Below are 26,099 nucleotides of genomic sequence, written 5' to 3'. Positions count from 1 at the left end.
TCACACCGTCGCCCCCTACGGAACCCGCTTCCCCACGAGCGGAGAAGGTCGCGCTTATCGGGGGTACGAGCTCAACCCCCTCCGCGCCCGCACACCCCCTAACCTGGATGGCGTGGAACGCCAGCCCGACAACCGCTCCGACATCCGCGACTTCCTCGCCAGCCGGCGCGCCAAGATCACCCCCGAACAGGTCGAGCTGCCCACCAGCGGCCGACGCCGGGTACCGGGCCTGCGCCGCGAAGAGGTCGCCGTGCTCGCCGGGGTGAGCACCGAGTGGTACACGCGGCTGGAGAAGGGCCACATCAGCGGAGTGTCCGAAGAGGTCCTCGGCGCCGTCGCCCACGCGCTGCGGCTCGACGAGGACGAACGCACCTACCTGTTCGACCTGGCCCGCACGGCGCGACCCCACCGCCGCACGCCGTCGCGCCGCAAGGAGGTCGCGGTCCCGCCCGAGGTCCAGTGGATGCTGGATTCCATGACCCTGTCCTCGGCGTTCGTGCGCAACGGCCGCCAGGACATCATCGCCGCCAACCCGCTGGCCCGGGCGCTGCACGCCCCGGTCTTCGACAGCACCACCACCGGCGAGAACGGCCGCGCCAACCTCGCCCGCTACATCTTCCTCGACCCCAGCGCCCACGACTTCTTCGTCGACTGGGAATCCGCCGCGACCGCCACCGCGGCGCTGCTGCGCGCCGAAGCCGGCCGCGAGCCCCACGACCGGGCCCTGCGCGAACTCATCGGCGAACTGTCCACGCTCAGCGCCGGGTTCCGCACCGAGTGGGCCTCCCACGACGTCCGCATCCGCCACGACGGCAGCAAACGCCTGCGGCACCCGGAGGTCGGCGAACTGGACTTGACCTACCGGTCCCTGGACCTACCGCTGCCGAACCGGGCGGTGCACGACCTGACGGTGTACACCGCCGAGCCGGGTACCACCGCCGAAGACCGGCTCAAACTCCTCACCAGCTGGGCGGCCACCCGCTCCCAGGAGCAGCGCGCCGAGGACTCCTCGCGAACGTGAGGAATTCTCTTGATCCGCCGGTGATAATCGGCTGATGGGAACCAGCTACGCGAGCCTCGACCAGCGATTACGGGCGTTCATCGACGAGCAGCCGGTGTTCTTCGTGGCCACCGCGCCGCTGTCCGGTGACGGACACGTCAACCTCTCCCCGAAGGGCCGGTCAGGCACGCTCGCGGTCCTCGACGAGCACACCGTGGCCTACCTCGACTTCGGCGGCAGCCACGCCGAAACCATCGCGCACCTGCGGGAGAACTCCCGCATCACGCTCATGTGGTGCGCCTTCACCGGACCGCCGAAGGTGCTGCGCGTGCACGGGCGCGGCACCCCGGTGTTCCGCGACGACCCCCGGTTCACCGACCTGATCGCACGGTTCGGCGACGCCGACGCACCGGCGCTGCGGGCGATCATCGTCGTGGCCGCCGAACGCATCAGCGACTCCTGCGGGTTCGCAGTGCCGTTCATGGACTACCGCGAGGAACGCGACCTGCACGCCCGGCACTTCGCCCGCAAGACCGACGAGGAATTCGCGGCCTACTGCGAGAAGAAGGAGCACATCGCCACCAGCATCGACGACCTGCCGGGGCTGCCGCTGCCGTTGCCGCCCCGCGGTTGACCCCACCGCTCGCCGGGCCGACGTGCCCGGCGAGCGGTGGCGCAACGGCGCTCAGGCGGCGCCGAACCACCGCGCGAGCTCGCGGCGCAGCGATCCCTGATCGGCACCGGTCCACGCCACGTGCCCGTCGGGGCGCAGCAGCACGGCGGGCACGTCGAGTTCTTCGCTGACGTCGACGACGTGGTCGACCCGATCGGCCCACCCCTGCGCGGAGAGCTCGCCGGTCTGGTCGAGCAGCACACCGCGCCCGGCGTGCATCAGCTCGTACAGGCGCCCCCGCTTGAGCCCCACGTCCCGCAGCCGCAGCCCGAGCATGTCGTGGCCCTCGCCGAAGTCGTAGCGGACACCGATCGCGGTGATCTTCTCGATCAGGTACCGGTTGACCTCCTCGAACGTCATCAGCTCCGCCAGCAGCGCCCGCACCGCACGCGGACCCGGCTCGGCCAACAGCAGCTCCGTCTGCGCTCGGGTGTTGTCCAGCACCGCCGCCGCCACCGGATGCCGCTCCGAGTGGTAGGTGTCGAGCAGGCCCGCCGGTGCCCAGCCCGCGATCTCGGCGGCCAGCTTCCAGCCGAGGTTGAACGCGTCCTGCAACCCGAGGTTCAGGCCCTGCCCACCGGTCGGCGGGTGCACGTGCGCCGCGTCGCCGGCCAGGAACACGCGGCCGGACCGGTAGCGCTCGGCCAGCCGGGTCGCGTCGCCGATGCGCGAGAGCGAACGAGGCGAGTGCGCGCCGAAGTCGGTTCCGGCGAACGCCCGCGTCCGCTGCTTGAGCTCGTCGAGCGTCACCGGCACCGTGCGGTCCTTCGACACTCCCTCGGCGGGCACGATGAACCGGTAGATGCCGTCCTCGAGCGGCATGACGCCGAACCGCACGTGGGTCTTGCGGACTTCGGCGATCACGGCCGCCAACTCCTGCTGGGGCGTGGTCACCTCCACTTCGCCGAGCAACGTCTCGGTCCTGGCGGGTTCGCCGGGGAAGGCGACGCCCAGCAGCTTGCGCACCGTGCTGCGCCCGCCGTCGCAGCCCACGAGGAAGCGCGAGCGCAGCACGGTGCCGTCGGCCAGCTCGGCGCTGACGCCGTGCTCGTCCTGGCTCAACCCGGCCAGTTCGCAGCCGCGCCGGATCGGCACGCCGCGCCCGGTGGCGTGCTCGGTCAGCAAGCGTTCGGTGCTGCGCTGCGGGATCGCCAGGACGTAGGAGTGCGCGGTGTCGAGGCGCTGCGGCCACTGCTCGGTGATCCCCGCGAAGAAGCCGCCCGCCACCACCTTGTTGCCGACTTCGAGGAACCGCTCCAGCAGACCGCGCTGGTCGAGCACCTCGATGCTGCGCACGTGCAGGCCCAGCGCCCGGACCTGCTCGACCGGCGCCGTCGCCCGCTCCAGCACGGCCACGTCCACACCGTGCAGCCGCAACTCACCAGCCAGCATCAAACCGGTGGGCCCGCCGCCCACCACGATCACGTCGTGCATGCATCCCCCATCGACACCGTTGCGCGCCGTGCACCCGATTTCCGCAGGTAACGGCTTCGGCGGGAGATTCTGCAGCGCGACCGGGGTCTTGCCGCAAGCCCCTGGGTGCGCTATACGTTGAGAGTGGCGGGGAGACGGTTGAGCTCCTTGCCTTTTCTCGTGCCCTCCGCCGTGACCTCCCGTCGCGGAGCGGATGCGCCCGCAGCCGCAGCAATCATCACCGGGACCGGTGAAGATCATGGCTCTGATCACGCTCGCATCGCTGGTCGCGCCGTGTCGGGTGGGCGGCGCGACCCCAGCGCGATCACGACCCGGTAGCGTGGCCCGGCGTTGTCCGAGCCGTACCGGACCGCTCCGGCTGAGGGGGAGAGAGCCGTGCCGTTGACCCGTGTCGGCGCCGCCGTCCGAATCGCGGCGGCGCGGTGACGGGCCTCGGCGTTCCCGTGCTGGTCCTGCTGGGACTGTTCGGGCTCATCGGAGGCATCGGCATCACCGCCGTCGGACCGGGCGGTGTGCTGCCCACGATCGGCCTGTTCGCGCTGACCGACCTGTCACCGGCGGAAGTGGCCGGGACCGCCATCGTCACCCACGTCGCGACCGGCGCCCTGGGCACGGTCGCCTACACGCGGTCCGGTCAGCTGCGCGAGCCCGAAACCCGCCGCACCGCGCTGATCCTGGCCGCCACCGCCGTCCTCGGAACGCCGATCGGGGTGCTGCTCAACACCCTCGTGTCCCAGCGCGCCTTCGGGATCGTGCTCGCCGTGCTCGTGACCTTGGTGGCCTGCCTGGTGTGGTACCGCGACCGCGGCGAGCACGAGCGGACGCGGGCGCATCCGCCGGCGGCGCGCGTGGTGGTGCTCGGGCTCGCCGTGGCCATCGCCTCCGGCATCGTCGGCATCGGCGGGCCGATGCTCACCGTGCCGCTGCTGGTGGCGCTGCGCGTGCCGGTGCTCGAAGCCCTGGCCTCCGCCCAAGCGCAATCGGTCGTCATCGCCGGGGTGGGCACGCTGGGCTACCTCGCGCACGGCGCCATCGACTGGCCGCTGGCGGCCCTGGTCGGCATCCCCGAACTGGCCGGTGTCCTGCTGGGCTGGAAGATCGCCCACGCGCTGCCCACCCGCAGCCTCAAGTTCGCGCTGATCATCACCCTGTTCGCGCTGGCGCCCTACCTCGCGCTGCACGGCTGACCGGCCAGGTCACCGGGCGGGCAGCCAGCCGCGGTGCAGCGCGGGCGACAGCTCGTGCGCCGCCGACTGCGCGAGACCGTCGGCGTCGTGCAGGTAGCCCTCGGTCGTCGACAGCGCGGCGTGGCCGAGGTCGTGCTGCACCTGGCGGGGTTCAGCGCCGCGGGTGATCGCGTGCGTGGCGTAGGAGTGCCGCGCCGAATGCGGGTGGATCGTGTCCCGCAACGGGCCCAGGTGGGTGGCGATGAGCGCGGCCTGCTCCCCCGCCAGCAGCTCCCGCAACCACCGGGAACGCGGCGCGGGCGCGTCGGGCGCGGGGGCGAACGTCGCGCACAGCCGCCGCAGCACCGCCTGCACGTGGGAGACGTGCACCCGCCGCCCGGTCCCGGTGATCAGCAGCGGCCGGGGAGGCCGGTGCCCGACCTGGCCCGGCAACGCCGGAACGGCGGTCTCCCCGCGCACCGCCAGGTACGCCTCGACGGCGTCGGCGACCGGCGCGGCCAGCGCCACGCGGCGGTCTTTGGCGCCCTTGCCGTGCACCCGCAACGCCGCCGAACCACCCGGCGTGGGCCGGAGGTAGTCGTCGAGGTTCACCCCGACCAGTTCCTCCGCGCGCACCCCGGTGCCGATCAGCACCTCGACCATGGCGCGGTCGCGCAGCCCGTTGCGGCTCTCCCCGGCCAGCAGGTGCGCGGCCAGCAGCAGCGCCCGGCACGCCTCGAACGACCACATCGCCGTCTGCGACGGCGTGCCGCCCGCCCGGTTGAGGTGCTGGGCGGAGCGGTCCACCAGCGCCGCCGGGTTGTGCGCGGCGAGGCCTTCGCGCAGCAGGTACTTCTGGTAGAACGCCGAGACCGCCGAGAGCATCCGGGCCCGCGTCGCGTCCCGGTACCCGGCGCGCGCGAGTTCCTCCAACCACCGCTCGACGTGCTCGACGCGCACGTCGGCGAACGAGGCGAAGTCGTTGCGCACGCACCAGTTGAGCCATTCCAGCCCGGTCGGCTCGGTGCGCCGCGCCCGGCCCCGGCGGCGCCCCGGTTCCGGCGCGCGGTAGCCGGGGACCCAGTCCAGCGGGATGCCCAGATCGGTGGCGTAGGCGACGCGGGTGTTCAACGACGCGTAGATCCGCAGGAACTCCGCGAAGCGCTCCCGGCCGGACTTGCCGGCCTGCTCGCGCACGGCCACCTCGGTCATGAATTCCCGCTCCTCGTCTGAACTGCTCTGCCCGCGACGGGCCCTGCCGCGCCACCGCGTCATCCGCCGGGGTGCCCGCGGATGCCGTCGAGGAGGTAGCGGGTGCGGCGGTCGTAGTCGTGGCGGTGCGGGCGGGTGCCGTGCTTGAGGGCGAGCGCGTTGTCGTGGATGAGCGCCTGCAGATCGTCGGCCGTGAACTCCGGCCGCAGCGCACCGGCGTTGCGGCCCGCCTTGATCAGTTCGTCGTTCATCTCACCGGCCGCTCGGCAGATCCCCATGAGCTGCCGCGAGTGCGGAAACACCTGCAGCATGACGTCGTTGGCGGCGGGCTGGCGGTACTGGAGGTCGCGGAGCGCGGTGACGTAGTGCGCGATCCGCTCCGCGATGTCGTCGATGCCGCGGGTGCGGTCGATGATCGCGTGCAGCTCGTTCGCGACGACCTCTTCGATGACGGCTTCGATGAGGCCGATCCGACCGCCGAACCGGTTGAAGATCGTCGCCTTGCTCACGCCCGCCGCCTCGGCGACCTCTTCCAGCCGCACGGTCAGCCCCCGGCCATGGAAGGCGTTGATCGCGGCGCGGCGGATCTGCTCCGCGTTGCGCTGGGCGTCGGCGCGAAGCCGGGGCGTCCCGCCGGTCATGTGCGCACCCCTCCTCCGCATCTCGTCCAGCAAGTTGACTTGCCCGGTCAGTTTACCTACCGTCGGCGACGCACTCAAAACTGACCCGTCAGGTCAACTTAATCCGCACCGCGACGGGTGCGGGCACAGGAGAAGCGAGGCCACGAGCATGATCGTCGTCACGGGAGCCACCGGCGCTCTCAACGGAGCGACCGTCGAGCACCTCCTCCAGCTGGTACCGGCCGATCGGGTCGCCGTCAGCGCGCGCGACGCCGCCAAGGCGCAGCACTTCGCCGACCGCGGCGTGCGGGTGCGGCAGGGCTCCTACGACGACCCGGTCGCGCTGCGCGACTCCTTCGCCGGTGCCGAGCAGGTGCTCCTGGTGAGCTCCAACGATCCGGCGGCGGACGTGGTCGGCCAGCACCGCACCGCGATCGACGCCGCGGTCGACGCCGGCGCCCGGCGGATCCTCTACACCAGCCAGCAAGGCGCCGTCGGCGGCCCGTATCCCCCGGCCGCCGCGCATGCCGCCACCGAGTCGCTCCTCGCCGACTCCGGAGTCGCCTGGACCGCGCTGCGCTACGGCTTCTTCGGCGACCTCGGACTGCTGCTCGGTCCCTGGCAGCGGACCGGGGTGATCGCCGAACCGGCGGACGGTCCCATCCCGTGGACCGATCGCGCCGACCTGGCCGAGGCCGCAGCGGTCATCCTCGCAGGCGAGCGCACTTTCGACGGCCCGGTCACGCTGTCCGCACCGGCCGCCACCCTCGACGACTTCGCGGGGATCGCCTCCGAACTCACCGGGCGCACCATCGAACGCGTCGTCGTCGGCGACGAAGACTGGGTCGCGCGGCGAATCGCGGACGGCACTCCGGAATTCCTCGCGCGGATGACGCTCAGCCTGTTCCGCGCCGCCCGCGGCGGACACTTCGCGGGGAGCGCTCCGATGCTGGCCGAGTTACTCGGCCGCGCACCGCGCACCGCCGCCGAACAACTCGCCGACCACATCACGATCTGACCGGAACATCATCTGGATCACCACTGACTGGTGCAGGCGGATTGTCTGTTATGTGTAATCTCGACGCCGTGTTGGACATCGCGGTGATCGGGGCCGGCTTCGCCGGACTGCACATGCTCGACCAGCTCCGCAGATACGAGTTCTCCTGCCATGCCTACGAATCGGCCATCGGAGTCGGCGGCACCTGGTTCTGGAACCGCTATCCCGGTGCCCGGTGCGACGTGGAGAGCGTGGACTACGCCTACCTGCACGACCCAGAGCTGCACGAGACCTGGCAGTGGTCCGAGCGGTTCGCCGCCCAGCCGGAAATCCTGCGCTACGCCGAGCATTTCGCCGACCGGCGCGGATTGTTGCCGCACATCACCTTCGGCACCACGGTCACCGGCGCGGCCTTCGAGGACGGCGCGTGGAACCTGACCACCGACACCGGTGAACGCGTCCGCGCGCGGTTCGTGGTCACGGCCGTGGGCTGCATGTCCGCGGCGCACACGCCGCCCATCCCGGGCTGGGAGCGCTTCGGTGGAACGGTGCTGCGCACCTCCCGGTGGCCTGCCGAGCCGGTCGAGCTGGCAGGGCGTCGCGTCGGGGTGATCGGCACCGGATCCTCCGGGATCCAGGTGGTGCCCGAGCTGGCCAAGGAAGCCGCAGAGCTGGTGGTGTTCCAGCGCACGGCCAACTTCAGCGTCCCCGCCCGCAACCGCCCGCTGACCCAGCAGGAGCGCAACGCCGCGGTCGCCCGCTACGAGCAGCAGGTGCACGACGCACGCACCACCCGGTTCGGTCACGCCGTGATCGGTACCGGCAAGGCCGCCCTCGAGACCGACCCGGCCGAGCGTGCCGTCGAACTCGACGCGAGGTGGGCTCGCGGTGGCACGCACATCGTCGCGACGTTCACCGACACCGGTCGTGACCTGAGGGCGAACGCCGTGCTGGCGGACTACTTCCGCGACCGAGTGCGCGAGCAGGTACACGACCCGGCCACCGCGCGGGCGCTCACCCCGACCGGCTATCCGATCGGCACCAAGCGACTGTGCGTCGATGACGGTTACTACGAGACGTTCAACCTCCCGCACGTCAGGCTCGTCGATCTGCGCGCCGATCCGATCCAGGAGTTGACCCGCACGGGGGTCCGCACCATCGGCGGCGATCACGAGCTGGACGTGCTCGTGCTGGCCACCGGATTCGACGCCTTCACCGGGGCGCTGACCCGCCTGGGCATCACCGGCCGCGACGGCCGGGCGCTCACCGAGGTCTGGCGGGACGGTCCGCGCAGCTATCTCGGTCTGGCGATGGCCGGGTTCCCGAACCTGTTCACCCTCACCGGCCCGGGAAGCACCATGGTCCTGTCCAACGTGCTGCGCGCGATCGAGCATCACGTCGAATGGGTGCGCGACCTGCTCGTGCACGCCCGGGAGCACGAGCTCACCGAGGTCGAGGCGCTGGAACCCTTCCAGGACGAGTGGGCGGCCCGGCTCGCCGAGCTGGCAAGCGGCACGCTCTATCCGCGCACCGATTCCTACTACCTGGGCGCCAACATCGAAGGCAAGGCGCGGGTGTTCGCGCCGTTCGCCGGCGGGCTGGACGCTTACCGGCGGATCTGCGACGCGGTCGCGGCCGAGGACTACCGGGGGTTCCGCACCGCATGATCACCGTGGAGCGGCCGAAGCTGGGCTCGACCGGGATCGCGGTGGTGCTACTGGCCGCGCTGCTGCCGATGATGGATTCCTTCATCGTCAACGTCGCGCTGCCCACCATCGCGGCGGACCTCGGCACCTCCGGCGCCGACCTGGAGCTGGTGGTGGCCGGGTACGGATCGGCGTTTACCGTCTTGCTGGTGCTGGGCGGGCGCCTCGGTGACTCCTACGGGCGCAAGCGCGTTCTCGTCGCCGGGCTGGTGGTGTTCACCTTCGCCTCGCTGCTGTGCGCGCTGGCCGGGTCGGGCGAATGGCTGGTGGCCGCGCGCGTCCTGCAGGGCGCGGCAGCGGCGCTGATCCCGCCGCAGGCACTGGGCACGATCCAGGCCGCCGTGGACGCCGAACGCCGGCCGCGGGCGATGAGCCACTACGCCGCGATCAGCGGATTGTCCGCGATCCTCGGGCTGCTGCTGGGCGGAGCGCTCGTGCAGGCCGATCTGTGGGGCACCTCGTGGCGGCTGATCTTCCTGGTGAACCTGCCGCTCGGGATCGCGGCGACGGTGCTCGCCCTGCTGCTGGTGCCCGACACCCGGGCGCCGCATCCGGTCGGCGTCGACCTGCGCGGCACCGCGTTGTTGACGACCACGATCGTCTTGCTGCTGCTCGCGCTCAACCGGGGGCCGTTGCTGGGCTGGCCGTGGTGGACCGTCGCACTCCTGGCCCTGGTACCGGTCGCGGCGGTCGCGTTGTGGCGCACGGAAAACCAGGTCGTCGCGCAGGGCCGGGTACCGCTGTTACCACCGTCGGTGCTGACCGAACGACGGGTGCGCGGCGGGCTGATGCTCGTGGCGCCGTTCTTGGCGGGCTGGGCCGGGTACCTGTTCGCACTACCGCTGACCCTGCAGAACGGGTTCGGGCTCGACCCGGCGCTGGCCGGGCTGGCCGTCGCACCGATGTCGGCGGCGTTCCTGGCCGGCTCGTTCGCCGTGCCGGGGCTGCGCACGAAACTCGGGGACGGCGTGCTGGGCGCCGGGGCGTGGGTGCAGGCCGCGGGTGTGGTGTGGCTGCTGGGCGTGCTGCTGCTCGGCGGCGCGGTGTGGTGGGTGCTGCCGGGAATGGTGCTGATCGGAGCGGGCCAGGCACTGGTGGTCGGGTCGTCGCAGATCTCCGTGCTGGGTGCGGTGCCCGCCAAGTACGCCGGGGTCGGCGGCGGAGTGCTGGTGACCGCGCAACAGGGCTCGATGGCGGTCGGCGTCGCCGCGCTCGGATCGGTCTACACCGGACTCGTCGGCACCGGTCACGCCGCCGCCTTCGCCGCCGTGCTGGCGGTGCAGCTCGCGGTCGGGATCGCGGTGGCGGTGACCGGGCGCCGTGCGGTGACCGGGCGCTACTGACCCCGCCCGAGGCTCGGGCTCAGATCGAGGCCATGTCCAGCTCGGCGATGGTAGCCATCGACATGTTCAACTCCTCGTGCAGGAAGCGGACCATCGTCCAGTGCGGCAGCGCGTCCTCGTCGTAAGGACCGAAAGCCGCCTGGTAGAGCGGAATCCACCGCAGCGCCTCCGCCGCGGTCCGCTCGCGCGGAGCCTCCTCGGCGTACTCGGTGTAGCTGATGCTGCGGTGCTCGATGAAGAACCCGCCGGGCAACCGGGCGCAGATTTCCCGGTACTCCCGAGTCTGCAGGATGAGGTAGTGCCACACCTCGTCGATCTCCTGCTCCACCGGCAAGAACGTGCCTGCCAGCTGGTCCTGGTGGGAGGAGACCAGGTACAGGTAGCGCAGGCATTCCAGGACTTGGCGCCGCACGTACTCGGTCGGATGGCCGGTCTTGGCGGCGAAGTGCGCGACTGCCTCGCTGTGCAGGTCCTCGCCCAGCAGGGACCGCAGTTCGGCGGGAGTGACGGGCACGGTGGGCTCCTGACGTGTGTGGTGCTCAGCGGACGCGGGATTCGGGATGCAGCCAGGCGTACTTGCCGGAGGTGCCGATCGGGATGTGCTCGCGGTGCACCGGCTGCACCGCCAGCTCCAGGTGCTCGGCGAGCGCCGCGACCAAAGCGGTGGTGTCGGTCGGCCGCCGATCGAAGGTCGTGTACTCGAGCTCGGCCGTCTGCCCTGCGCCGCGGCGCAGCCGGTAGACGAACACCTCCGGCGCCGTCCGTCCGATCCAGCGGTCGAGGTCGCCGTGGCACAGCAACGCGGAGCCGACACGGATCAGTTCCTTCTCCCTGCCGCAGAAGCGGGAGATCCGCGCCGGGTCGGCGGAACCGTCCGCGGTGCGGGCGAGGTCGCCGGAGCGGTAGCGGATCAGTGGCATCCACTCGTTGCGAACGCTGGAGACGATCAGCGCGTACAGCGTGCTTCCCGGCTCCACCGGAATCAGTTCCACCGACATCTGATCCAGGTACGGCCGATAGGTGTCCTCACCGGCGCTGTAGTACAGGTAGCCCAGCTCGGTGCTGCCGAACAGGTCGACGATCGGGCAGTCGAAATGGCCGCGCAGGAAGCGGACGACGTTGTCCGGTGTGTATTCGTAGGCGTGCACGATGCTCGACGGCGCCGGCAGCGTCAAGCCGAATTCCAGCACTTTGGTCACGAGGTGCGCGAGGTGGTAGCCGGAACAGTCGAGGTGGTACCGGCCTGCTGGGTGGTCGGCGCGGGTCTGCTCGATCTCTGCCACCATCCGCTCGACGTCGGCGCGGGTCCACAGCGCCGGATCCAGCTGCTGGTTGACGTAGACGGTGCGCTCGTCGAGCCGGCGATCCGACAGCGGCGGGTGCTCGGCGGGCGGCTCACCGCGCCTGGTGGCGTTGACCCGTGCGACGTGCTCGGTGGCCAGCACGGTGGTCAGCGATACGCGCGGGCAGCCGGCATGCCAGGTGTGCTTGATCGCCGGGTGCTCGGACCAGAGGCGGTAGTAGGACTTGAGCAGGAAGTAGGGCGGACGGATCAGCTGCATCCGCGCGTGGTTGGTACCGGTGGAGAGCACGAACTCGGCCTCGCCGGTCTCGAGCGCCTCGGCCAGGGCCGGCGTCATGAAGTTGTCCGGGAAATCCCGGGCGATGATGTCTTTCTCCAGCACGGGAAATTCCCCGGCGGCCAGCGATTCCCGGTAGAGCGGGACGTCACGGACGTGATCGAGCATCTCGTCGGTCGGCTGCACCCGGAGTCCAATCGGAAGTGGACGAACGAAGGTGGAGCGGCAGGCCGAGTCGCCTGCCGCTCCGGAGCGACGCGGGTCAGCTCGCCCTGGAAATGCAGCCTTCCTTGCGGGAGATGCATCCCTGCTTGGCCGATGGCTGCGAGTTCGCCGCGACCCACTTGGCCCACACGGTGTCACTGGCGATCTTCTCGGACAGCTTCTTCATGCCACACCTCCGGCTATCTGGGGGGAAGGCGCCGGTCCAGCGTCCATCACGATGGACATATCGGACAGGCTCGATCGCAAAGCTAGCAGATCTTGACCGAAATGTCCGCTTAAATGATCTTGGCCTCACTGGGGCCGGACGGCCGCGACGCCCGGTCGCCTCCACCGAACTCGCGCGCAGGACGTGGGTGCCGCTGAAAGGGCAACGTAGCCGGGCGTTCGGAGCACCGGGCGCCGCCGACCACATCACGATCTGACCGGCGCCCCGGTGAACCCGTGGCGGCGGGCGTGCCGCCGAGGAAGGATTTGGGGACGTCACCTCGTCCCACTCCGTTCCGTTGAGGACCACGCCATGCCCCGGCGCGCCGCCCTGGAATCCGCTCCGATCCACGTGCCCGACGAGGTCCTCGACGACCTGCGCGCCCGCCTCGGCGCGACCCGGTCGCCGCTGGACGACAACAACGAGGACTGGTCCTACGGCGTCCCGGCCGGCTACCTGCGCGACCTGGTCGCGTACTGGCGGGACCGCTACGACTGGCGCGCCGCCGAAGCCGCGATCAACGCCTACGAGCACCACGAAGTGACCGTCTCGGGTGTTGCCGTGCACTTCGTGCGCAAACCCGGGCGCGGCCCCCGCCCGATCCCGCTGATCCTCACCCACGGCTGGCCGTGGACGTTCTGGCACTGGTCGAAGGTGATCGACCCGCTCGCCGACCCGGCCGCGTTCGGCGGTGATCCCGCCGACGCGTTCGACGTCATCGTGCCCTCGCTTCCGGGGTTCGGATTCCCCGGCCCGCTGACCGGGTTCCCGGACGTCAACTTCTGGAAGGTCGCCGACCTCTGGCACGCGCTGATGACCGAGACCCTGGGGTACGAGAAGTACGCCGCCGGGGGCTGCGACATCGGCGGGATCATCTCCAGCCAGCTCGGCCACAAGTACGCCGACGAGCTCTACGGCATCCACATCGGCTCCGGGCTGCCGCTGGACTTCTTCACCGGCCCCCGGGCCTGGGACTTCGCCCGCAACCGGCCGCTGGCCGACGACCAGCCCGCCGACGTCCGCGCCCGCATCGTCGAACTGGACCACCGCTCGGCGTCGCACTTGGCCGTGCACGTGCTCGACGGCGCCACCCTCGCCCACGGGCTCAGCGACTCGCCCGCCGGACTGCTCGCCTGGCTGCTGGAGCGCTGGAACTCCTGGAGCGACAACGGCGGCGACGTCGAGTCCGTGTTCAGCAAGGACGACCTGCTCACCCACGCCACGATCTACTGGGTGACCAACTCCATCGCCACGTCGATGCGCTACTACGCCAACGCCAACCGCCACCCGTGGACCCCCGCGCACGACCGCAGCCCGGTCGTGCAGGCCCCGGTCGGCCTCACCTTCGTCACCTACGAGAACCCGCCCGGGATCCGCACCACCGCCGAGCGCGTCCAGGCGTTCGAGAACGGCCCGCAGGCCGCCTGGTTCAACCACGTGAACGTCACCGCCCACGACCACGGCGGTCACTTCATCCCGTGGGAGAACCCCGAGGCCTGGGTGGGCGACCTGCGCCGCACCTTCCGCACCCGCAGGCCCTGAACGACTCCGCGGAACGACCTGAATCTTTTCGTCACCGTGACTTAATTGGTCCGTGTGCTTGATCGTTCTACAGGGGCGCCCTTCCCCGCCTGATGGCGCTTCTCGGTGCTCGCGGTCTCAACCACTCGCCTTCCGGGTGCTGCCTCCGGCCCTTCACCCTGCCGCCCGCGAGACGACAGGGCAGTCGCGAGCGCCAGGCACCTCCCTCGCCCCTGCGCTCGATGTCCGTTTTGCCGCATTGCAAGGCCGCGATTCGGCTGCTCGACCCCGCGAGCACACCATATCCATAATCCTGCTTATCCATATGATATCACCATGTCCCCACAGGTGACCGGTTTTAGTTTTGAAACCCAAACCTGATGTTATGATTCGTTACCCGATATCTCGGGTTGTGGGGTTTTCGCAGAGAAATCGAAGGAGAGGGGCGCGGCGGGCGATGGAGCAGTCGGGAGACGTGGCGGTGGAGACGGGCGGAGGCGACCAGGAGCACCCGGAAGCGCCGGTGCGGCGAGGAACGAGGGCGCAGCGGCGGGAGCAGACGCTGCGCGCGCTGGCCGAAGGAATGGACGCTCACTGCGCCTACTGCGGGGAGCCGCTGGCCCCGGTGCCGTCCAAGGGCGGGCGGCCCACCCCGTACTGCCCCGCCGACTCCGACCGGTACGGCAGCTGGGGCGCGAAGACGATCACGTGCGCGATGCTCGACGAGCAGCGCGAGATCTGGATGCAGGTCTACGGGCCGGACCAGCCGATGACCAAGGTCGACCTCGGCGGACTCCGGGACCGGTTGGCCGACCTCAAGGGCGCGCTCGCGCCGGTCCACGAGGAGATCGCCGGTCTCGAACAACTCGCCACCGCGGAGCTGGCCCGAGCGCTCGACGCCCGCCACGACGCCGAGACCGCGCGCACCGAGGCGCAGGACACCGCTCGCACGGCCGTCGCCGACCGCGACGAGGCTCGCTCGACCGCCGAGGAAGCCCACGCGCGAGCCGAGGCGGCCACCGCCGAACGGTCCGAGGCCGTGGACCGCGCGGCGCAAGCCGACCAGGAACGCGATCAGGCGTTCACGGATCGCGACGCCGCGCGCGACGAGGCCGCCCGCGCCGGCGCGGACCGGCAAGCCGCGCTGGAGCAGGCCACCGCCGCCCAGCAGCACATCACCGAACTGCACAACACCCTCGCCGGCGAGCGCGCCACGGCGCTCGACCGCGTCGACGTCCTGCGCAGGGAGCACGAGCAGGCCCAGCAGGAGCTGCGCCGGGAACTCGACGAGCACCACCGGCAGCGGCTGCGCGCGCAGGCCGACGAGTTCTCCCAGCGCGTGCAGGCGGATCGGGCGGCGGCCGACCAGCGCATCGGCGAGCTCACCGACCGGCTCACCGAGGCCACCCGCTCCTACGCCGACGCCCTCGCGCCGCTGCACGAGCAGATCCAAGTGCTGACGCGCGACCTCGCCGACCAGCGCGCCACCGCGACCACGGCCCGCGAGCGGTGCGCGCGGCTGCACGGCGAACTGGCCGAGGTCCTCGTGCCCGACGCGGAGGACGCGGCCAACCGTGCGCGCTCCGTCCTGGAGCGTTATGCCCCGAAACCGCCCTCAGCGGAAAGCGGCCGTGCGCAGCAGGCCCCGGAGACGACTCCACCTGACGCCGAGCGGTGACCCGCTCGCCCCGGCCGGGTGGTGCGCCGCGAACTCTCAGAGCCGCGTGGCCGCCTGGCGCGGCGTGGCCGGTGCGGGCTCGGTGGTGAGCAGGCTGGCGAGTGCGCGGAGGCGTTCGTCGTCGGCGGAACCGGGGACCGCGGTGTAGGCGATCAAGGTGGGGCCGGGACGGCCGGGCAGCGGGTAGGCGTCCCAGTCGAGGGTCAGCACTCCCGCCTGGGGGTGGTGGAACACCTTGCGACCGCGGGTCTTCTCCCGCACGTCGTGCCGGGCCCACAACTTCGGGAACCGCGGGCCGCGCACGCTCAGCTCGCCGACCAGTTCCCGCAGGCGCGGGTGGTCGGGGTCGGTGGCCGCGGCGGCGCGCAACATGCCGATGTACTCGATGGCGCTGGCTTCCCAGTCGGGGCACACCTGCGGGGCGTCGGGGTTGAGGAAGATCGCGCGCAGCACGTTGCGTTCCCCGGCGGGGACCGCGTCCAGGCCGCCGAAGAGGCTTCCTGCCAGCGCGTTCCACGCCAGCACGTCGAGGTGGCTGCCCAGCACCAGGGCCGGTCCGGTCATGGTGTGCAGCAACCGGCGGGTCGTGTCCGGGACGTGTTCGCGCGTTCGGCGTCGTGACGCGGCCGGGCGTCGGAGGGCCCTGCCGAGCATGTGCAGGTGCCGGGTCTCGTCCTCGGTCAGGTTCAGGGCGCGGGCGAGCGCGTCGAGGACCTGATCGGACGGCCGGACGTCCCTGCCCTGCTCGATGCGCTGGTAGTAATCCGTGCTGACCCCGGCCAGCATCGCCATTTCCTCGCGCCGCAGTCCGGTGACCTTGCGTCCGCTGCCGGGTTCCAAGCCGAGATCCGCCGGGCGCACCCGGCCGCGGCGGGTGCGCAGGAACTCGGCGAGCTGCTGTGCGCGTGTGCTGGCCATGCCCTCATCCTGCCGCAGCCGCGCCGCGCAGGGTGGGACTGCGATTCCCAGGGAATCGCGCAACGCCCCGGGCCCGGCCGGTCGGGGTGAAGCTCGAACCGACCAGAGATCGCGTCCTCCGGGAGGTTCCCCTTGTCCATCGACACGTCCACCACCCGTCCCCGTCCCGCGCTGCTCGACGAGGACCCGCTCGGCTTCCTCATCGACGGGCGCCTGCAGCGGCCACGCTCCCCGGAGACGTTCTCGACCGTGGACCCGGCCACCGAACAGGTGCTCGCCCGGCTCGGCGTCGCCCGCCCCGACGAAGTCGACGAGGCGGTGCGGGCGGGGCGCCGGGCGTTCGGCTCCTGGGCCGCGGTGTCCCCGCAGCACCGGGCGAAGGTGCTGTCGCGGATCGCCGACGTGGTCGAGGCCCACCGGGAGGAACTCGCTGCGCTGGACTCCTTGGACATGGGCGCGCCGCTGGAGCTGTCGCGCGGCATGGTCGAGCACGCGGTGGAGGTCTACCGGCACTACGCTGGCTGGCCGACCAAGCTGACCGGGCACACCACCCCGGCCGGTCCCGGCCGGCTGCACTACACGCTGCGCCAGCCGATCGGAGTGGTCGCGGCGATCATCGCCTGGAACGGTCCGGCGCTGCAGACGTCGTGGAAGCTGGCTCCGGCGCTGGCGGCGGGCAACACCGTGGTGCTCAAGCCGTCCGAGCACGGTTCGCTCTCGGCGCTGCGGCTGGCGCAGCTGCTCACCGACATCGAACTGCCCGCCGGAGTGGTCAACGTGGTCACCGGCCTCGGCGAGGGCACCGGGCAGGCGTTGATCAGCCACCCCGGCGTGGACAAGGTCTCGTTCACCGGTTCCGGCCCGGTGGGCAAGCACGTGCTGCGCGCCTCGGCCGGGACGCTCAAGCGGGTCAGCCTGGAACTGGGTGGGAAGTCGCCGTTCATCGTGTTCCCGGACGCCGATCTGGACGCCGCCGCCACCGGCGCCGCCGCCGCGTTCTGCATGGGCACGGGCCAGGGCTGCGTGGCCGGTACCCGCATCCTCGTGCACCGGGACGTGCGCGAACGGTTCGGCGAGCTGCTGCGCGCGGCGATGGCCCGGTACGTGCCGGGAGACCCGTTCGACCCGGCCACGACGTTGGGGCCGCTGGCCTTCCGCGCGCACCTGGACCGGGTCACCGGTTACTTCGACATCGCCCGCGCCGAGGGCGCCACGATCAGCACCGGCGGGCACCGCCTGCAGCGGCCGGGCCTGTTCGTCGCGCCCACGCTGCTGGACGACGTGCGCACCGACATGCGCGTGGCGCAGGAGGAGATCTTCGGCCCGGTCGCGGCGCTGCTGGGCTTCACCGACACCGCGGAGGCCGTGCGGCTGGCCGACGACACCCGCTACGGCCTGGCCGCGTCGGTGTGGACCCGGGACGTGTCGCTCGCGCACCGGGTGAGCGCCGAGCTGCGCGCGGGCACGGTCTGGGTGAACACCTGGGGTGCGATGGCGCCCGGCACGGCCCCGTTCGGCGGTTTCAAGGAGTCCGGGATCGGCCGCGAGCACGGACCGGACGCGCTGCACGCCTACACGGAGACCAAAACCGTCATGTTCGACTTCTGAGGCCAGGATGGTCGTGGGTCTGCGTCCTGTCAGCGAGGGTGCCGGGCCGCTGCGCGGCCGGAACCTGGAAGCCACCAATCCTCTGCTCGAGAAGTTCGGCCAGCCGCAGCGGGGTGCGGTCCTCGAACATCGGGCCGATGAGCTGCACTCCCACCGGCAGGCCCTCGGAGGACAGGCCCGCGGGTATCGCGGTGGCGGGCAGGCCGGGCATGGTGGCCAGACCGGCCCAGACGAGCTGGTCGAAGTACGGGTGCTCGACGCCGTCGATGTCGATCCGGCGTTCCAGCAGATCGGGGGCGTGGTCGTGCGGGAACGCGGGAGTCGGCGTGATCGGGCACACCACGGCGTCGAACTCGGTGAAGAACCGCCGCCAGCCGTGGCGGTGCAGCTCGCGACGGTTGTTCGCCTCGATCCAGTCGCGGTGGCTCAGCACCATTCCGCGCAGCCGCGCCGCGTCGAGGCTCTGGTCGTCCGCGCTCAGCCCGGCGGCGCGGGTCCGCAGCTGCTCGTCCGCGTCGACGGGGAAATGCGCGACGGAGCCCGAGAACAGCAACTGCGCGTAGAGCGTCGCGGCTTCGGCCAGGTCGGGCAGCAGCGGGCTGTGCCGTTCGACGCGGGCGCCGCCGTCGGTGAGCGCGTCGGCCACCCGGTTCACGCCGGCCCGCACGGCGGACCCGGTCGGGATGAACGGATGCTCGTCGAGGACCAGGACCTGGAAGTCGCCGAGCCGCTGGTGGCGCGCGGGCGGCAGGGCCAGGTCGTGCGCCACGCCGTGCGTCAACGGGTCCGGTCCGGCCATGACGTCGAGCAGGAGCGTGAGGTCGCGGGCGGTGCGCGCCATCGGGCCGACGACGGCGAGGTCGAGGTCGACGGGCAATGCCGGTGCCTGCGGCGCGACCATGCCGCGGTTCGCCGCCAGCCCGAGCGTCGGCTTGTGCGCGTGGACACCGCAGAAATGCGCGGGGGTGCGCAGCGAACCGGCGATGTCGGAGCCGATGGACAACGCGCCGAATCCAGCCGCCAGGGCCGCCGCCGACCCGCCGGAGGAGCCGCCCGGCGTGCGGTCGTGATCCCACGGGTTGCGGGTGGTGCCGTAGATGTCGTTGAAGCTCTGCAGATCCTGCAGCCCCAAGGGCACGTTGGTCTTGCCGAGCACGACCGCGCCGGCGGCCCGGAGCCGCGACACCTGCACCGCGTCCTCGGCCGGCACGAAGTCCCGGTGCATCGGCATGCCCCAGGTCGTGGGCAGCCCGGCGATGTCGTAGCACTCCTTGACCGTCACGGGAAGGCCGAGCAGTGGCCGGTCCTCGCCGCGGGCGCGCGCCTGGTCGGCCTGGTGCGCGGTGGCCCGCGCACGGTCGAAGTCCGGCACGCAGATCGCGTTGATCGCCTCGTCGTCGCGTTCGATGCGAGTGATCGCCTCGTCGGTCAGCTCCACCGAGGTCACTTCACCGGCGCGCAAAGCGGACATGAGTTCTTCGGCCGTCGGCCAATTCCATTCCATGATTTCGACCGTATCGGCCTCTCGAAGAGGTCATGAAATGTCGATTCGCGCAAACGGGATGGACGTCTCGGCTCATCATGTCGCTTTCCGGCGGCAAGACGTTCGCCCGGCCGCCGGCCATGGCGACGCGCGGCGGCCCGGGCGTCTGCGGAGGAGGTGACGAGCTCTGATCGAGGGCGATTAGGACACGGCCCCACCCCACCGGCGATCGCCGCGCACGATGATTGCCGCGAGGGACGTTTCTGCGAGCTTTCCGATCCGTGCCGAATCGCCGAGTACTTCGCGGACGGGGGCGACTTCGGGAGTGCCGGGCCTGCGCGGACCGTTCTGCGGCGGCGTGAAAATGCGTCGCGGCGTGATCGTGCCGCGTGCCACCATCACCGGCATGCCCGTTTCGATGACCTCCGATCAGCTCGCCGAACGCACGGCACGGGCTCGTGCCGCCGCCGTGGGAGCGGGGCGCGACCTCGGGTTGGACGTGGGTGCGGCGACCGTGCTGCACGACGTGTTCTCCGTGGTCGTGCACCTCGCGCCGTCCCCGGTGGTCGTCCGGGTCCCCACCGTGTTGCCGCCCCACGCGGACGCCTGGGAGCAGGCCGAGCAGCAGCGGGTGGAGCTGGACGTGGTGGCGTGGCTGGCGGAGCAGGGCGTGCCGGTGATCCCGCCGAGTCCGCTGGTGGCGCGGGAACCCGTGCGCCGGGACGGATTCTCGATGACGTTCTGGGAGTTCGTCGACGTCGATCACGGCGCCGAGCCCGATTACGTGCGCCGGTGCGGCCTGATCGCCGAGCTGCACGCCGCGTTGCGCGACTATCCGGGTGAGCTGCCGTTCCTGTCGGCGGCCGACCCGCGGATGGTCACCGACGCGCTGGCCGGTCTCGACGGGTGCCCGGAGCTGATCACGGCGGTGGATCTCGACCGCGCTCGCCGCGAGTGGGACGTCCTGGAGCCCGTCGTGCGCTCGCGGGCGGAGTTCGAGGCGGTGTTCCCGGACGTGGAGTTGCAGGCGATCCACGGGGACGCTCCGGCGGTCAACGTCGTGTCCACTCCGGGTGGTGAGCTGTTCTCCGATTTCGAGCTGGCCACGCTCGGCCCGGTCGAGTGGGATCTGGCCTCGTTCGGCCCGGACGGCGAAGCCGTTTACGACGCGGCGGCGCGGCGCCTGGGGTTGCGCGGGTTGGACGAGCGGGTGCTGCGGTTCGTCAACGCGGTGGGCATGGTGCGGGCAGTGTCGTGCCTGGCGCTCGCACCGCGGTTGCCGATGCTGGTGGACGCGGTGCGACCGGCCGTCGAGCACTGGCGCTCAACGCCCTTCGCCGGTGGTCTCGACGAGCTCCCGACCGGTTCGCCCCGCGGCTGAGTGGTGCCCCGGCGTTGGTGGATCTCGCCGGGCGCGTCGCCGGTGATCGGCAGGGTCCGGTGATCGGCCTGACCGGCCGAGTTGCGTCACCGTGATGTTTCTCGTCGTGGGGTGCGGATGGATCTTCTAGGGGCCGGTGTGCCTCACGGGCCGGCCGCAACGGCGCTGGGAGGCGAAGTGTGCTGCGACTGATCACGGCGGATCGGGTGCTGCCCGGCCCCGAGGGCGAGTGCGTCGAGGGCGGCGCGGTGCTCGTCGACGACACCCGCATCGTGGCGGTCGGGCCGCGCCGCGAGGTGCTGGCGCTGGCTCCCGAAGGGGTGCGGCGACAGCACTTCGACGGTGCGACCGTGCTGCCGGGGTTGGTCAACGCGCACGTGCACCTCGCGTTCGACGAGGCCTCGGCCGATGCGGCGGCGTTGGTGGAGACCGTGCGTGCGGCTTCGGACGAGTCGCTGCGCCACGCGATGGGTCGACGCGCGCTGGCGGCCTTGCGTTCGGGGGTGACGACCCTGCGGGACTGCGGTGATCGCGGTGGGCTGGCGGCGCGGCTGCGCGACGACATCACCGCCGGCGCGGCGCTCGGCCCGCGCATCGTGGCGACCGGGCCGCCCCTGACCGTTCCCGGTGGTCATTGCTGGTTCCTCGGCGCGGCCGTCGGCTCCGACCGCGAGATCCGCGATCAGGTGCGGCGCAACGCGGAACTCGGCGTCGACATGATCAAGGTGATGGCCTCCGGTGGGCAGATCACGCCGCACTCCCCGCCGAGTTGGGTCTCCCAGTTCGACCGCGATCGGCTGCGGGTCCTGGTGTCCGAGGCGGATCGGCTGGGGTTGCCGGTCGCCGCGCACGCCCACGGCACCGAGGCGATCCGGGACGCCGTCGCCGCGGGTGTGCGCACCGTCGAGCACTGCTCCTGGATGACCGGTCAGCGCAGCGTGCAGCGTGATCCCGTGACCGCCGCCGAGATGGCCGCGCGCGGCGTCGTCGCGGAACTGGCGCACGATCATCGAGAAGTTGCCGCCGGAGGTGGCCGAACAGGTCTACGGGCGGCTTCCGTGGATGGCCGGTGTGGGCGTCGACCTCATCACCGGTACCGACGCGGGACTTCCCGGCAGCCCGTTCGACGATTCGGCGGGGGCGTTGGAGCTCTACGAGCACCTCGGGTTCGCGCCGGGGCGGGTCGTCGAGATGGCGACGGTCTGCAGTGCCGCCGCGCTCGGCCTTGGCGAGGTCACGGGTCGGTTGGCGGCGGGCCGGGACGCCGATGTGCTGGTCGTGGGCGGCGATCCGCGGTCCGGTCTCGGTGCGCTCGTCGACGTGCGCCTGGTGCTGGCCCGCGGCGCCGTCGTCGACTGACCCGGACGGTCAGGGGCGGGTGCGCGCCGGGTATCGGGTGGTGCCGCGCAGGTAGCGGGTGAACCGCCGCCACCGCCCGTCGCGCTCGACGTGCCGGTGCTCGGCGGGCTGGGCGGGGGCGTTGGGGGTCGTGGTGGCGCGGTCGTCTCGCCAGCGGGCGACGAGGTCGTCGACGCGCACGGTCGCGAGGGGCACTGGCGGCCCGGAGGGGGTGCGCAGCCAGGCGACGATGCGGCGGTTGAGGTCCCCGGCGAGGTCGCGGACGTCCTGTTCGGTGGGCAGTTCCCGCACGGTCTCCGGTAGCCGCTCGATCTCCTTGCGCAGTTGCAGCGGGGTCGGCAGCAGTGCTTCGCGGGAGAGGCCTTCGCGTTCGACGTAGCCCTTGACCCACCACAGTTCGTCGTGCGGTCGGCCGGCGCCGGGCAGGGGCCGGCCGGTGCCTTCGAGGTCGTCGAAGGCACCGCGTTCCTGCGCCACCCGGATCTGGCGGTCGATCCACGACTCGAAGGTCATGCCGAGCGGTTTGCGTTCGGTCATGGCTGGCTCCTGCCGACGCTGCGGGATTCCGTCGCGCTCGCCGCCCCTGCCGGGTTCGACGGCCGGGTCCAGGATACCGGCGGCGTGTCGCGAGACGCGCCGTTGCCGGACGGCGCGATCACCTGATCCACCACGGCCGCGGTGGATCAGGTGCGCAGGTAGGACGCTCCGTTGACGTCGAGCACGGTGCCCGAGGACCAGATGGCCTCCGGGGACGCGAGGTAGACGACGGCGGAGGCGATCTCCTCGGGCGCGGCGACCCGGCCGAACGGGCTCTGGGCGCGGATGTCCTCGCCCTGCTGCCCGGCGAGGCGGTCGGTGACGCGTTCGGTGGCGACGAACCCGGGCGCGACGGAGGCGACGCCGATCCCGTGCGGGGCCAGCGCCACTGCGAGGGACTGGCCGAGGGCGTGCAGCGCGGCTTTGCTCGCGGCGTAGGCGGGGTGGTCGGGTTCGCCGCGGAAGGCCCCGCGCGAGCCGACGTTGACGATGCGGCCTTCGGCGCCGCGGCCGATGAGGTGCGCGGCGACCTGGTGGCTCACGTTCGCCGCGCCCAGCAGGTTCACGTCGACGGTGGCGCGCCACGCGGCCTGCCACTCGGCGTAGGAGGTGGTGGCCGGTGGGTGCGGGGTCATCACGGCCGCGTTGTTGACCAGGACGTCGAGGTCGCCGAGCCCGGTGACGGCGTCGGTGACGAGCTGTTCGACCTGGCCGGGGTCGGCGATGTCGGCCTGCAGCAGCACGTGCCCGGTTCCCGGCAGTTCCCGCACGGTGCGGGCGGCGTCGTCGGGGCGGGAGGCGCAGTGCACGGCGACGCGGTCGCCCGCGGCGGCGAACGCGGTGGCGATGGCGCGGCCGATGCCGCGGGAGGCACCGGTGATCAGGACACCGCGGCTCATCGGGCGAACACCTGCGCTTCGTCGTGGAACGCCTTGAACTCCAGCGCGTTGCCCGCGGGGTCGAGCAGGAACATCGTCCACTGCTCGCCCGGTTGCCCGGCGAAGCGCAGGTAGGGCTCGATGACGAAGTCGGTGCCCGCGGCGCGCAGCCGTTCGGCGAGCACGTGGAAGTCGTCGGTGGCCAGCAGCAGCCCGAAGTGCGGCACCGGCACGTCGTGGCCGTCAACGGGGTTGTGCCCGGTGGCCACGCGGTCGCCGTCGACGACGTGGGTGACGAGCTGGTGCCCGTGGAAGTTCCAGTCCACCCACGCATCGGAGGAACGTCCTTGGTCGAGGCCGAGGACGTCGCCGTAGAAGGCGCGGGCGCGGTCGAGGTCGTCGACGGGGATGGCGAGGTGGAAACCGGGGCGGGTCGAGGTCATGGCGACTCCGTTCGCTGGACTACCGCCACCTTGACCCCGCCATGTCCTGATGTCAACATTCGAACATGGAGTCGTCGTTGGGTTCGATCCGCACCGCGCAGCGCCGCGGCCTGGCCGATGAGGCCGCCGACCGGGTCCGGGAGGCGATCTTCGCCGGGGTGGTCGCGCCGGGCGATCCGTTGCGCGAGGTGGAGTTGGCGTCGTCGCTGGACATCAGCCGGGGCGCGGTGCGCGAAGGGCTCGCGGTGCTGGCCCGGGAGGGGCTGGTGCGCAGCGGCTGGCATCGCGGCACCAAGGTCATCGAGGTCACCGCGGCCGACGCCGAGGAGGTGTACGCGTTGCGGGCCGCGCTGGAACGGCTCGCGGCGCGCTCGGCGGCGGCCAACGCCACCGCCGACGACTGCGCCGAACTCGACGCTCGGGTCGACGCCATCGCCGCCGAGCTGGCCGCGGGCGGCGAAGCGGGGCGGCTGCTGGCGCTGGACATCGACTTCCACGACCGGATCTACCGCTTGGCGGGCAACCGGCGGTTGCTGGAGGCGTGGCAGGCGATCCGGTCGCAGATCTACCTGTTCCAGCTTGCCCGCGTGCGGCTCGGCGACGAGCAGTACCGCGAGATCGTCGTCGCCGAGCACCGCGAGCTGGTGCGGTTGCTGCGCGCCGGGCACGAGTCGTTGGAGCAGGCCGCCGAGGACCACGTGCGCGACGCGGGCCGCAGCCTCATCGCCGCCCTCGCGCAGCAGTGATCTCCCTCCCCTGCCCGGCGCACTCCGGTGGCGTCCGGTCAGCGGGTGTCGGCGAGCACGTCGATGATCTCCGCGGCGGTGCCGCTCTCGCCGAGGCGCGGGAAGATCCGCTCGACGCTGTTGCGGTGGGCGTCGGCGTCGAGGTCGGTCATCGCGTCGGTGGCGAGGGTGACGTGGTAGCCGTGCTCGTGCGCGGCGCGAGCAGTGGATTCCACGCCGAGGCTGGTGGCGATGCCGCCGAGCACGACCTGGGTGATGCCCCGCCGCCGCAGCTGCACGTCGAGGTCGGTGCCGTGGAACGCGCCCCAGTTGCGCTTGGTCACGACGACGTCCTCGGGATGCCCGGCGAGTTCGTCGACGATGACGTCCCACCCTTCGGGCCGCGGCCCGGACCGACCGGGGGCGTCGGTGCGTCCCGGCGCGGCGTCGGCACCGTCGGCGGCGAAGCTGACCCGCACGAGCACGACCGGGAGATCGTGGCCGCGGAACGCCTCGGCCAGTTCCGCGCAGCCCGCCACGACGTCGGCGGTGGGCCGGGGCGCGCCGGGTGCGCCGGTGATGCCGTTCTGCAGGTCGACGAGCACCAGCGCGGCGCGCGGATCGATCGTGCTCACGGGCATGGAGTGCCTCCAAGGGTGTGATCTTCTGCTGCCGCACCACCGGCCGCGCTCCGCAGCGCTCGGTGCGGCGCGCGGTCGAGGCCGAGGTGCCGGTGGTTCATCGGCGACGGGACGCTGGCTGGGACCGCCAGCGGACCTCGCCACCCGAGACCGTATTCGTCGCGTTCAACCCCACCGCCCGCGCGATGGCGTTCGACGCTTCGTGCCGCGGATGAACGTGCGCGGTCAGCTCGGCGGGGCCGTGCGCGCGCAGCCACTCCACCATCGCCCGCGCACCCTCACGGCCGTAGCCGTTGCCCTGGTGATCGTGGCCGACGACCCAGGCGAGCTGCGCGCTGAGCCGTCGGTGCGGCCGGGGCAGGGTCGCCTGGACGGTTCCGGTGAGCCGCCCGTCCGATCGTCTCCGCAGGATCCAGTTCAACCAGCCCCGCGTGCCGTCCGGAGACGATCCGCCCGCTTGCCGCAGGTACCGGGCTTCCAGCTCAGCAGGCGTGCAGGGCGTGCCACCGGTCCACTCGTGCAGCCGCACGTCGCCGAAAACGGGAGCGGTTTCGGGCGCGTGCCCCACCCGCAACGGTTCGAGCCGGAGTCGCGCCGTCGAGATCGGCGAGGCGACGGGCCACGCGGCTGCTCCGGACACGAGCGGATCGTAGCCGCAGGCGCGCGGACCGAGATCGCTCTGCCACCCCCTCGCGGCGACGGAGCGCTCGGGGAGATCTCTCAGGTCCTCACCGCAAGCAGGAGCCGGGTGCGGCGGTGAGGATCT

The 26,099-nt window shown here is 71.8% G+C and carries 25 protein-coding genes and 1 pseudogene; 13 read left to right on the top strand and 13 right to left on the bottom strand.

Going from position 1 to position 26,099, the window contains the following annotated elements; all coding sequences use genetic code 11:
* Nucleotides 1-112 precede the first annotated feature (112 nt).
* On the top strand, nucleotides 113-1,021 hold the full coding sequence (locus OOZ19_RS20525; protein WP_266091758.1) for a helix-turn-helix domain-containing protein: 909 nt from the start codon (nucleotides 113-115) through the stop codon (nucleotides 1,019-1,021).
* A 34-nt stretch (nucleotides 1,022-1,055) separates the two neighbouring features.
* Complete coding sequence (locus tag OOZ19_RS20520; protein WP_266091757.1) at nucleotides 1,056-1,634, top strand: pyridoxamine 5'-phosphate oxidase family protein; 579 nt, start codon at nucleotides 1,056-1,058, stop codon at nucleotides 1,632-1,634.
* Nucleotides 1,635-1,685: 51 nt separating this feature from the next.
* On the opposite strand, the gene rox is transcribed toward OOZ19_RS20520, so the two are convergent.
* On the bottom strand, nucleotides 1,686-3,107 hold the full coding sequence (gene rox / locus OOZ19_RS20515) for a rifampin monooxygenase (protein ID WP_266091756.1): 1,422 nt from the start codon (nucleotides 3,105-3,107) through the stop codon (nucleotides 1,686-1,688).
* A 422-nt stretch (nucleotides 3,108-3,529) separates the two neighbouring features.
* Between rox and OOZ19_RS20510 the strand changes: the two genes are divergently transcribed.
* Nucleotides 3,530-4,294, top strand: coding sequence for a sulfite exporter TauE/SafE family protein (locus OOZ19_RS20510; protein ID WP_266091755.1), 765 nt, complete (start codon nucleotides 3,530-3,532; stop codon nucleotides 4,292-4,294).
* 9 nt (nucleotides 4,295-4,303) lie between these two features.
* Here OOZ19_RS20510 and OOZ19_RS20505 read toward each other — a convergent pair whose 3' ends face one another.
* A complete protein-coding gene (locus OOZ19_RS20505; protein ID WP_266091754.1) occupies nucleotides 4,304-5,485 on the bottom strand; it encodes a tyrosine-type recombinase/integrase in 1,182 nt (393 codons plus the stop codon).
* A 59-nt stretch (nucleotides 5,486-5,544) separates the two neighbouring features.
* A complete protein-coding gene (locus OOZ19_RS20500; RefSeq protein WP_266091753.1) occupies nucleotides 5,545-6,126 on the bottom strand; it encodes a TetR/AcrR family transcriptional regulator in 582 nt (193 codons plus the stop codon).
* Between the two features lie 148 nt (nucleotides 6,127-6,274).
* Here OOZ19_RS20500 and OOZ19_RS20495 point away from each other — a divergent pair, with 148 nt between their 5' ends.
* The 3 genes from OOZ19_RS20495 (at nucleotide 6,275) to OOZ19_RS20485 (ending at nucleotide 10,151) form a co-directional block, all read left to right on the top strand.
* Complete coding sequence (locus OOZ19_RS20495; protein WP_266091752.1) at nucleotides 6,275-7,123, top strand: NAD(P)H-binding protein; 849 nt, start codon at nucleotides 6,275-6,277, stop codon at nucleotides 7,121-7,123.
* A gap of 68 nt (nucleotides 7,124-7,191) precedes the next feature.
* Nucleotides 7,192-8,769, top strand: a complete 1,578-nt coding sequence (locus OOZ19_RS20490; protein WP_266091751.1) for a flavin-containing monooxygenase — start codon at nucleotides 7,192-7,194, stop codon at nucleotides 8,767-8,769.
* The gene (locus tag OOZ19_RS20485) at nucleotides 8,766-10,151 is read left to right on the top strand and encodes an MFS transporter (RefSeq protein WP_266091750.1); all 1,386 of its coding nucleotides are present in this window, start codon (nucleotides 8,766-8,768) and stop codon (nucleotides 10,149-10,151) included. Before OOZ19_RS20490 ends, OOZ19_RS20485 begins: the two co-directional genes overlap by 4 nt.
* A gap of 19 nt (nucleotides 10,152-10,170) precedes the next feature.
* Here OOZ19_RS20485 and OOZ19_RS20480 read toward each other — a convergent pair whose 3' ends face one another.
* The 3 genes from OOZ19_RS20480 to OOZ19_RS20470 form a co-directional block, all read right to left on the bottom strand.
* Nucleotides 10,171-10,665, bottom strand: a complete 495-nt coding sequence (locus tag OOZ19_RS20480) for a glycine-rich domain-containing protein (RefSeq protein WP_266091749.1) — start codon at nucleotides 10,663-10,665, stop codon at nucleotides 10,171-10,173.
* A gap of 25 nt (nucleotides 10,666-10,690) precedes the next feature.
* The gene (locus tag OOZ19_RS20475; RefSeq protein WP_266091748.1) at nucleotides 10,691-11,917 is read right to left on the bottom strand and encodes a phenylacetate--CoA ligase family protein; all 1,227 of its coding nucleotides are present in this window, start codon (nucleotides 11,915-11,917) and stop codon (nucleotides 10,691-10,693) included.
* A gap of 76 nt (nucleotides 11,918-11,993) precedes the next feature.
* Nucleotides 11,994-12,122: a hypothetical protein gene (locus OOZ19_RS20470; RefSeq protein ID WP_266091747.1), complete on the bottom strand. Its 129-nt coding sequence runs from the start codon at nucleotides 12,120-12,122 to the stop codon at nucleotides 11,994-11,996.
* Nucleotides 12,123-12,473: 351 nt separating this feature from the next.
* Here OOZ19_RS20470 and OOZ19_RS20465 point away from each other — a divergent pair, with 351 nt between their 5' ends.
* The gene (locus OOZ19_RS20465) at nucleotides 12,474-13,703 is read left to right on the top strand and encodes an epoxide hydrolase family protein (RefSeq protein ID WP_266091746.1); all 1,230 of its coding nucleotides are present in this window, start codon (nucleotides 12,474-12,476) and stop codon (nucleotides 13,701-13,703) included.
* 436 nt (nucleotides 13,704-14,139) lie between these two features.
* Nucleotides 14,140-15,360 carry a coiled-coil domain-containing protein gene (locus OOZ19_RS20460; RefSeq protein WP_266091745.1) on the top strand — a complete coding sequence of 407 codons (1,221 nt, stop codon included), beginning with the start codon at nucleotides 14,140-14,142 and terminating at the stop codon, nucleotides 15,358-15,360.
* Nucleotides 15,361-15,396: 36 nt separating this feature from the next.
* Here OOZ19_RS20460 and OOZ19_RS20455 read toward each other — a convergent pair whose 3' ends face one another.
* The gene (locus tag OOZ19_RS20455) at nucleotides 15,397-16,278 is read right to left on the bottom strand and encodes a helix-turn-helix transcriptional regulator (protein WP_266091744.1); all 882 of its coding nucleotides are present in this window, start codon (nucleotides 16,276-16,278) and stop codon (nucleotides 15,397-15,399) included.
* A gap of 132 nt (nucleotides 16,279-16,410) precedes the next feature.
* On the opposite strand from OOZ19_RS20455, the gene OOZ19_RS20450 reads away from it, so the two are divergent.
* Entirely contained in the window at nucleotides 16,411-17,886 is a 1,476-nt protein-coding gene (locus OOZ19_RS20450) for an aldehyde dehydrogenase family protein (protein WP_266091743.1), read from the top strand.
* Here OOZ19_RS20450 and OOZ19_RS20445 read toward each other — a convergent pair.
* The gene (locus tag OOZ19_RS20445) at nucleotides 17,870-19,390 is read right to left on the bottom strand and encodes an amidase (RefSeq protein WP_266091742.1); all 1,521 of its coding nucleotides are present in this window, start codon (nucleotides 19,388-19,390) and stop codon (nucleotides 17,870-17,872) included. The genes OOZ19_RS20450 and OOZ19_RS20445 overlap by 17 nt on opposite strands.
* Before the next feature lie 385 nt (nucleotides 19,391-19,775).
* On the opposite strand from OOZ19_RS20445, the gene OOZ19_RS20440 reads away from it, so the two are divergent.
* From OOZ19_RS20440 to OOZ19_RS30030, 3 genes and pseudogenes are all read left to right on the top strand, one after another.
* Nucleotides 19,776-20,750 (top strand): phosphotransferase, encoded by a 975-nt coding sequence (locus OOZ19_RS20440; RefSeq protein ID WP_266091741.1) that lies wholly within the window; start codon nucleotides 19,776-19,778, stop codon nucleotides 20,748-20,750.
* A 179-nt stretch (nucleotides 20,751-20,929) separates the two neighbouring features.
* Nucleotides 20,930-21,676, top strand: a pseudogene (locus OOZ19_RS30035) (amidohydrolase family protein); the annotation flags it as partial.
* A 91-nt stretch (nucleotides 21,677-21,767) separates the two neighbouring features.
* Complete coding sequence (locus OOZ19_RS30030) at nucleotides 21,768-22,109, top strand: amidohydrolase family protein (RefSeq protein WP_323055164.1); 342 nt, start codon at nucleotides 21,768-21,770, stop codon at nucleotides 22,107-22,109.
* A gap of 9 nt (nucleotides 22,110-22,118) precedes the next feature.
* Here the strand turns inward: OOZ19_RS30030 and OOZ19_RS20430 are convergent, their stop codons facing one another.
* From OOZ19_RS20430 to OOZ19_RS20420, 3 genes are all read right to left on the bottom strand, one after another.
* The gene (locus OOZ19_RS20430) at nucleotides 22,119-22,646 is read right to left on the bottom strand and encodes a DnaJ family domain-containing protein (protein ID WP_266091740.1); all 528 of its coding nucleotides are present in this window, start codon (nucleotides 22,644-22,646) and stop codon (nucleotides 22,119-22,121) included.
* 146 nt (nucleotides 22,647-22,792) lie between these two features.
* Complete coding sequence (locus tag OOZ19_RS20425) at nucleotides 22,793-23,545, bottom strand: SDR family NAD(P)-dependent oxidoreductase (protein WP_266091739.1); 753 nt, start codon at nucleotides 23,543-23,545, stop codon at nucleotides 22,793-22,795.
* Entirely contained in the window at nucleotides 23,542-23,967 is a 426-nt protein-coding gene (locus OOZ19_RS20420) for a VOC family protein (RefSeq protein ID WP_266091738.1), read from the bottom strand. The genes OOZ19_RS20425 and OOZ19_RS20420 overlap by 4 nt, the downstream gene beginning before the upstream one ends.
* 65 nt (nucleotides 23,968-24,032) lie before the next feature.
* On the opposite strand from OOZ19_RS20420, the gene OOZ19_RS20415 reads away from it, so the two are divergent.
* Entirely contained in the window at nucleotides 24,033-24,713 is a 681-nt protein-coding gene (locus tag OOZ19_RS20415) for a GntR family transcriptional regulator (protein WP_266091737.1), read from the top strand.
* Nucleotides 24,714-24,751: 38 nt separating this feature from the next.
* Here the strand turns inward: OOZ19_RS20415 and OOZ19_RS20410 are convergent, their stop codons facing one another.
* Complete coding sequence (locus OOZ19_RS20410; RefSeq protein ID WP_266091736.1) at nucleotides 24,752-25,333, bottom strand: isochorismatase family protein; 582 nt, start codon at nucleotides 25,331-25,333, stop codon at nucleotides 24,752-24,754.
* 97 nt (nucleotides 25,334-25,430) lie between these two features.
* A complete protein-coding gene (locus OOZ19_RS20405) occupies nucleotides 25,431-25,973 on the bottom strand; it encodes a GNAT family N-acetyltransferase (protein ID WP_266091735.1) in 543 nt (180 codons plus the stop codon).
* Nucleotides 25,974-26,099 lie beyond the last annotated feature (126 nt).

This window comes from Saccharopolyspora sp. NFXS83, assembly GCF_026241095.1.
In the GTDB taxonomy this organism is placed as follows: domain Bacteria; phylum Actinomycetota; class Actinomycetes; order Mycobacteriales; family Pseudonocardiaceae; genus Saccharopolyspora_C.
The sequence above is the reverse complement of the archived record's forward strand: the minus strand, read 5'-3'. Positions and strand labels throughout refer to the sequence as shown.

What these genes read in the sequence shown, in the direction of transcription:
- OOZ19_RS20445 (WP_266091742.1), bottom strand. Translation starts at nt 19,390, where the DNA reads ATGGAATGGAATTGGCCGACGGCCGAAGAACTCATGTCCGCTTTGCGC.
- OOZ19_RS20505 (WP_266091754.1), bottom strand. Translation starts at nt 5,485, where the DNA reads ATGACCGAGGTGGCCGTGCGCGAGCAGGCCGGCAAGTCCGGCCGGGAG.
- OOZ19_RS20465 (WP_266091746.1), top strand. Translation starts at nt 12,474, where the DNA reads ATGCCCCGGCGCGCCGCCCTGGAATCCGCTCCGATCCACGTGCCCGAC.
- OOZ19_RS20495 (WP_266091752.1), top strand. Translation starts at nt 6,275, where the DNA reads ATGATCGTCGTCACGGGAGCCACCGGCGCTCTCAACGGAGCGACCGTC.
- OOZ19_RS20440 (WP_266091741.1), top strand. Translation starts at nt 19,776, where the DNA reads ATGCCCGTTTCGATGACCTCCGATCAGCTCGCCGAACGCACGGCACGG.
- OOZ19_RS20430 (WP_266091740.1), bottom strand. Translation starts at nt 22,646, where the DNA reads ATGACCGAACGCAAACCGCTCGGCATGACCTTCGAGTCGTGGATCGAC.
- OOZ19_RS20455 (WP_266091744.1), bottom strand. Translation starts at nt 16,278, where the DNA reads ATGGCCAGCACACGCGCACAGCAGCTCGCCGAGTTCCTGCGCACCCGC.
- OOZ19_RS20415 (WP_266091737.1), top strand. Translation starts at nt 24,033, where the DNA reads ATGGAGTCGTCGTTGGGTTCGATCCGCACCGCGCAGCGCCGCGGCCTG.
- OOZ19_RS20410 (WP_266091736.1), bottom strand. Translation starts at nt 25,333, where the DNA reads ATGCCCGTGAGCACGATCGATCCGCGCGCCGCGCTGGTGCTCGTCGAC.
- OOZ19_RS20520 (WP_266091757.1), top strand. Translation starts at nt 1,056, where the DNA reads ATGGGAACCAGCTACGCGAGCCTCGACCAGCGATTACGGGCGTTCATC.
- OOZ19_RS20420 (WP_266091738.1), bottom strand. Translation starts at nt 23,967, where the DNA reads ATGACCTCGACCCGCCCCGGTTTCCACCTCGCCATCCCCGTCGACGAC.
- OOZ19_RS20425 (WP_266091739.1), bottom strand. Translation starts at nt 23,545, where the DNA reads ATGAGCCGCGGTGTCCTGATCACCGGTGCCTCCCGCGGCATCGGCCGC.
- OOZ19_RS20460 (WP_266091745.1), top strand. Translation starts at nt 14,140, where the DNA reads ATGGAGCAGTCGGGAGACGTGGCGGTGGAGACGGGCGGAGGCGACCAG.
- OOZ19_RS20485 (WP_266091750.1), top strand. Translation starts at nt 8,766, where the DNA reads ATGATCACCGTGGAGCGGCCGAAGCTGGGCTCGACCGGGATCGCGGTG.
- OOZ19_RS20470 (WP_266091747.1), bottom strand. Translation starts at nt 12,122, where the DNA reads ATGAAGAAGCTGTCCGAGAAGATCGCCAGTGACACCGTGTGGGCCAAG.
- rox (WP_266091756.1), bottom strand. Translation starts at nt 3,107, where the DNA reads ATGCACGACGTGATCGTGGTGGGCGGCGGGCCCACCGGTTTGATGCTG.
- OOZ19_RS20500 (WP_266091753.1), bottom strand. Translation starts at nt 6,126, where the DNA reads ATGACCGGCGGGACGCCCCGGCTTCGCGCCGACGCCCAGCGCAACGCG.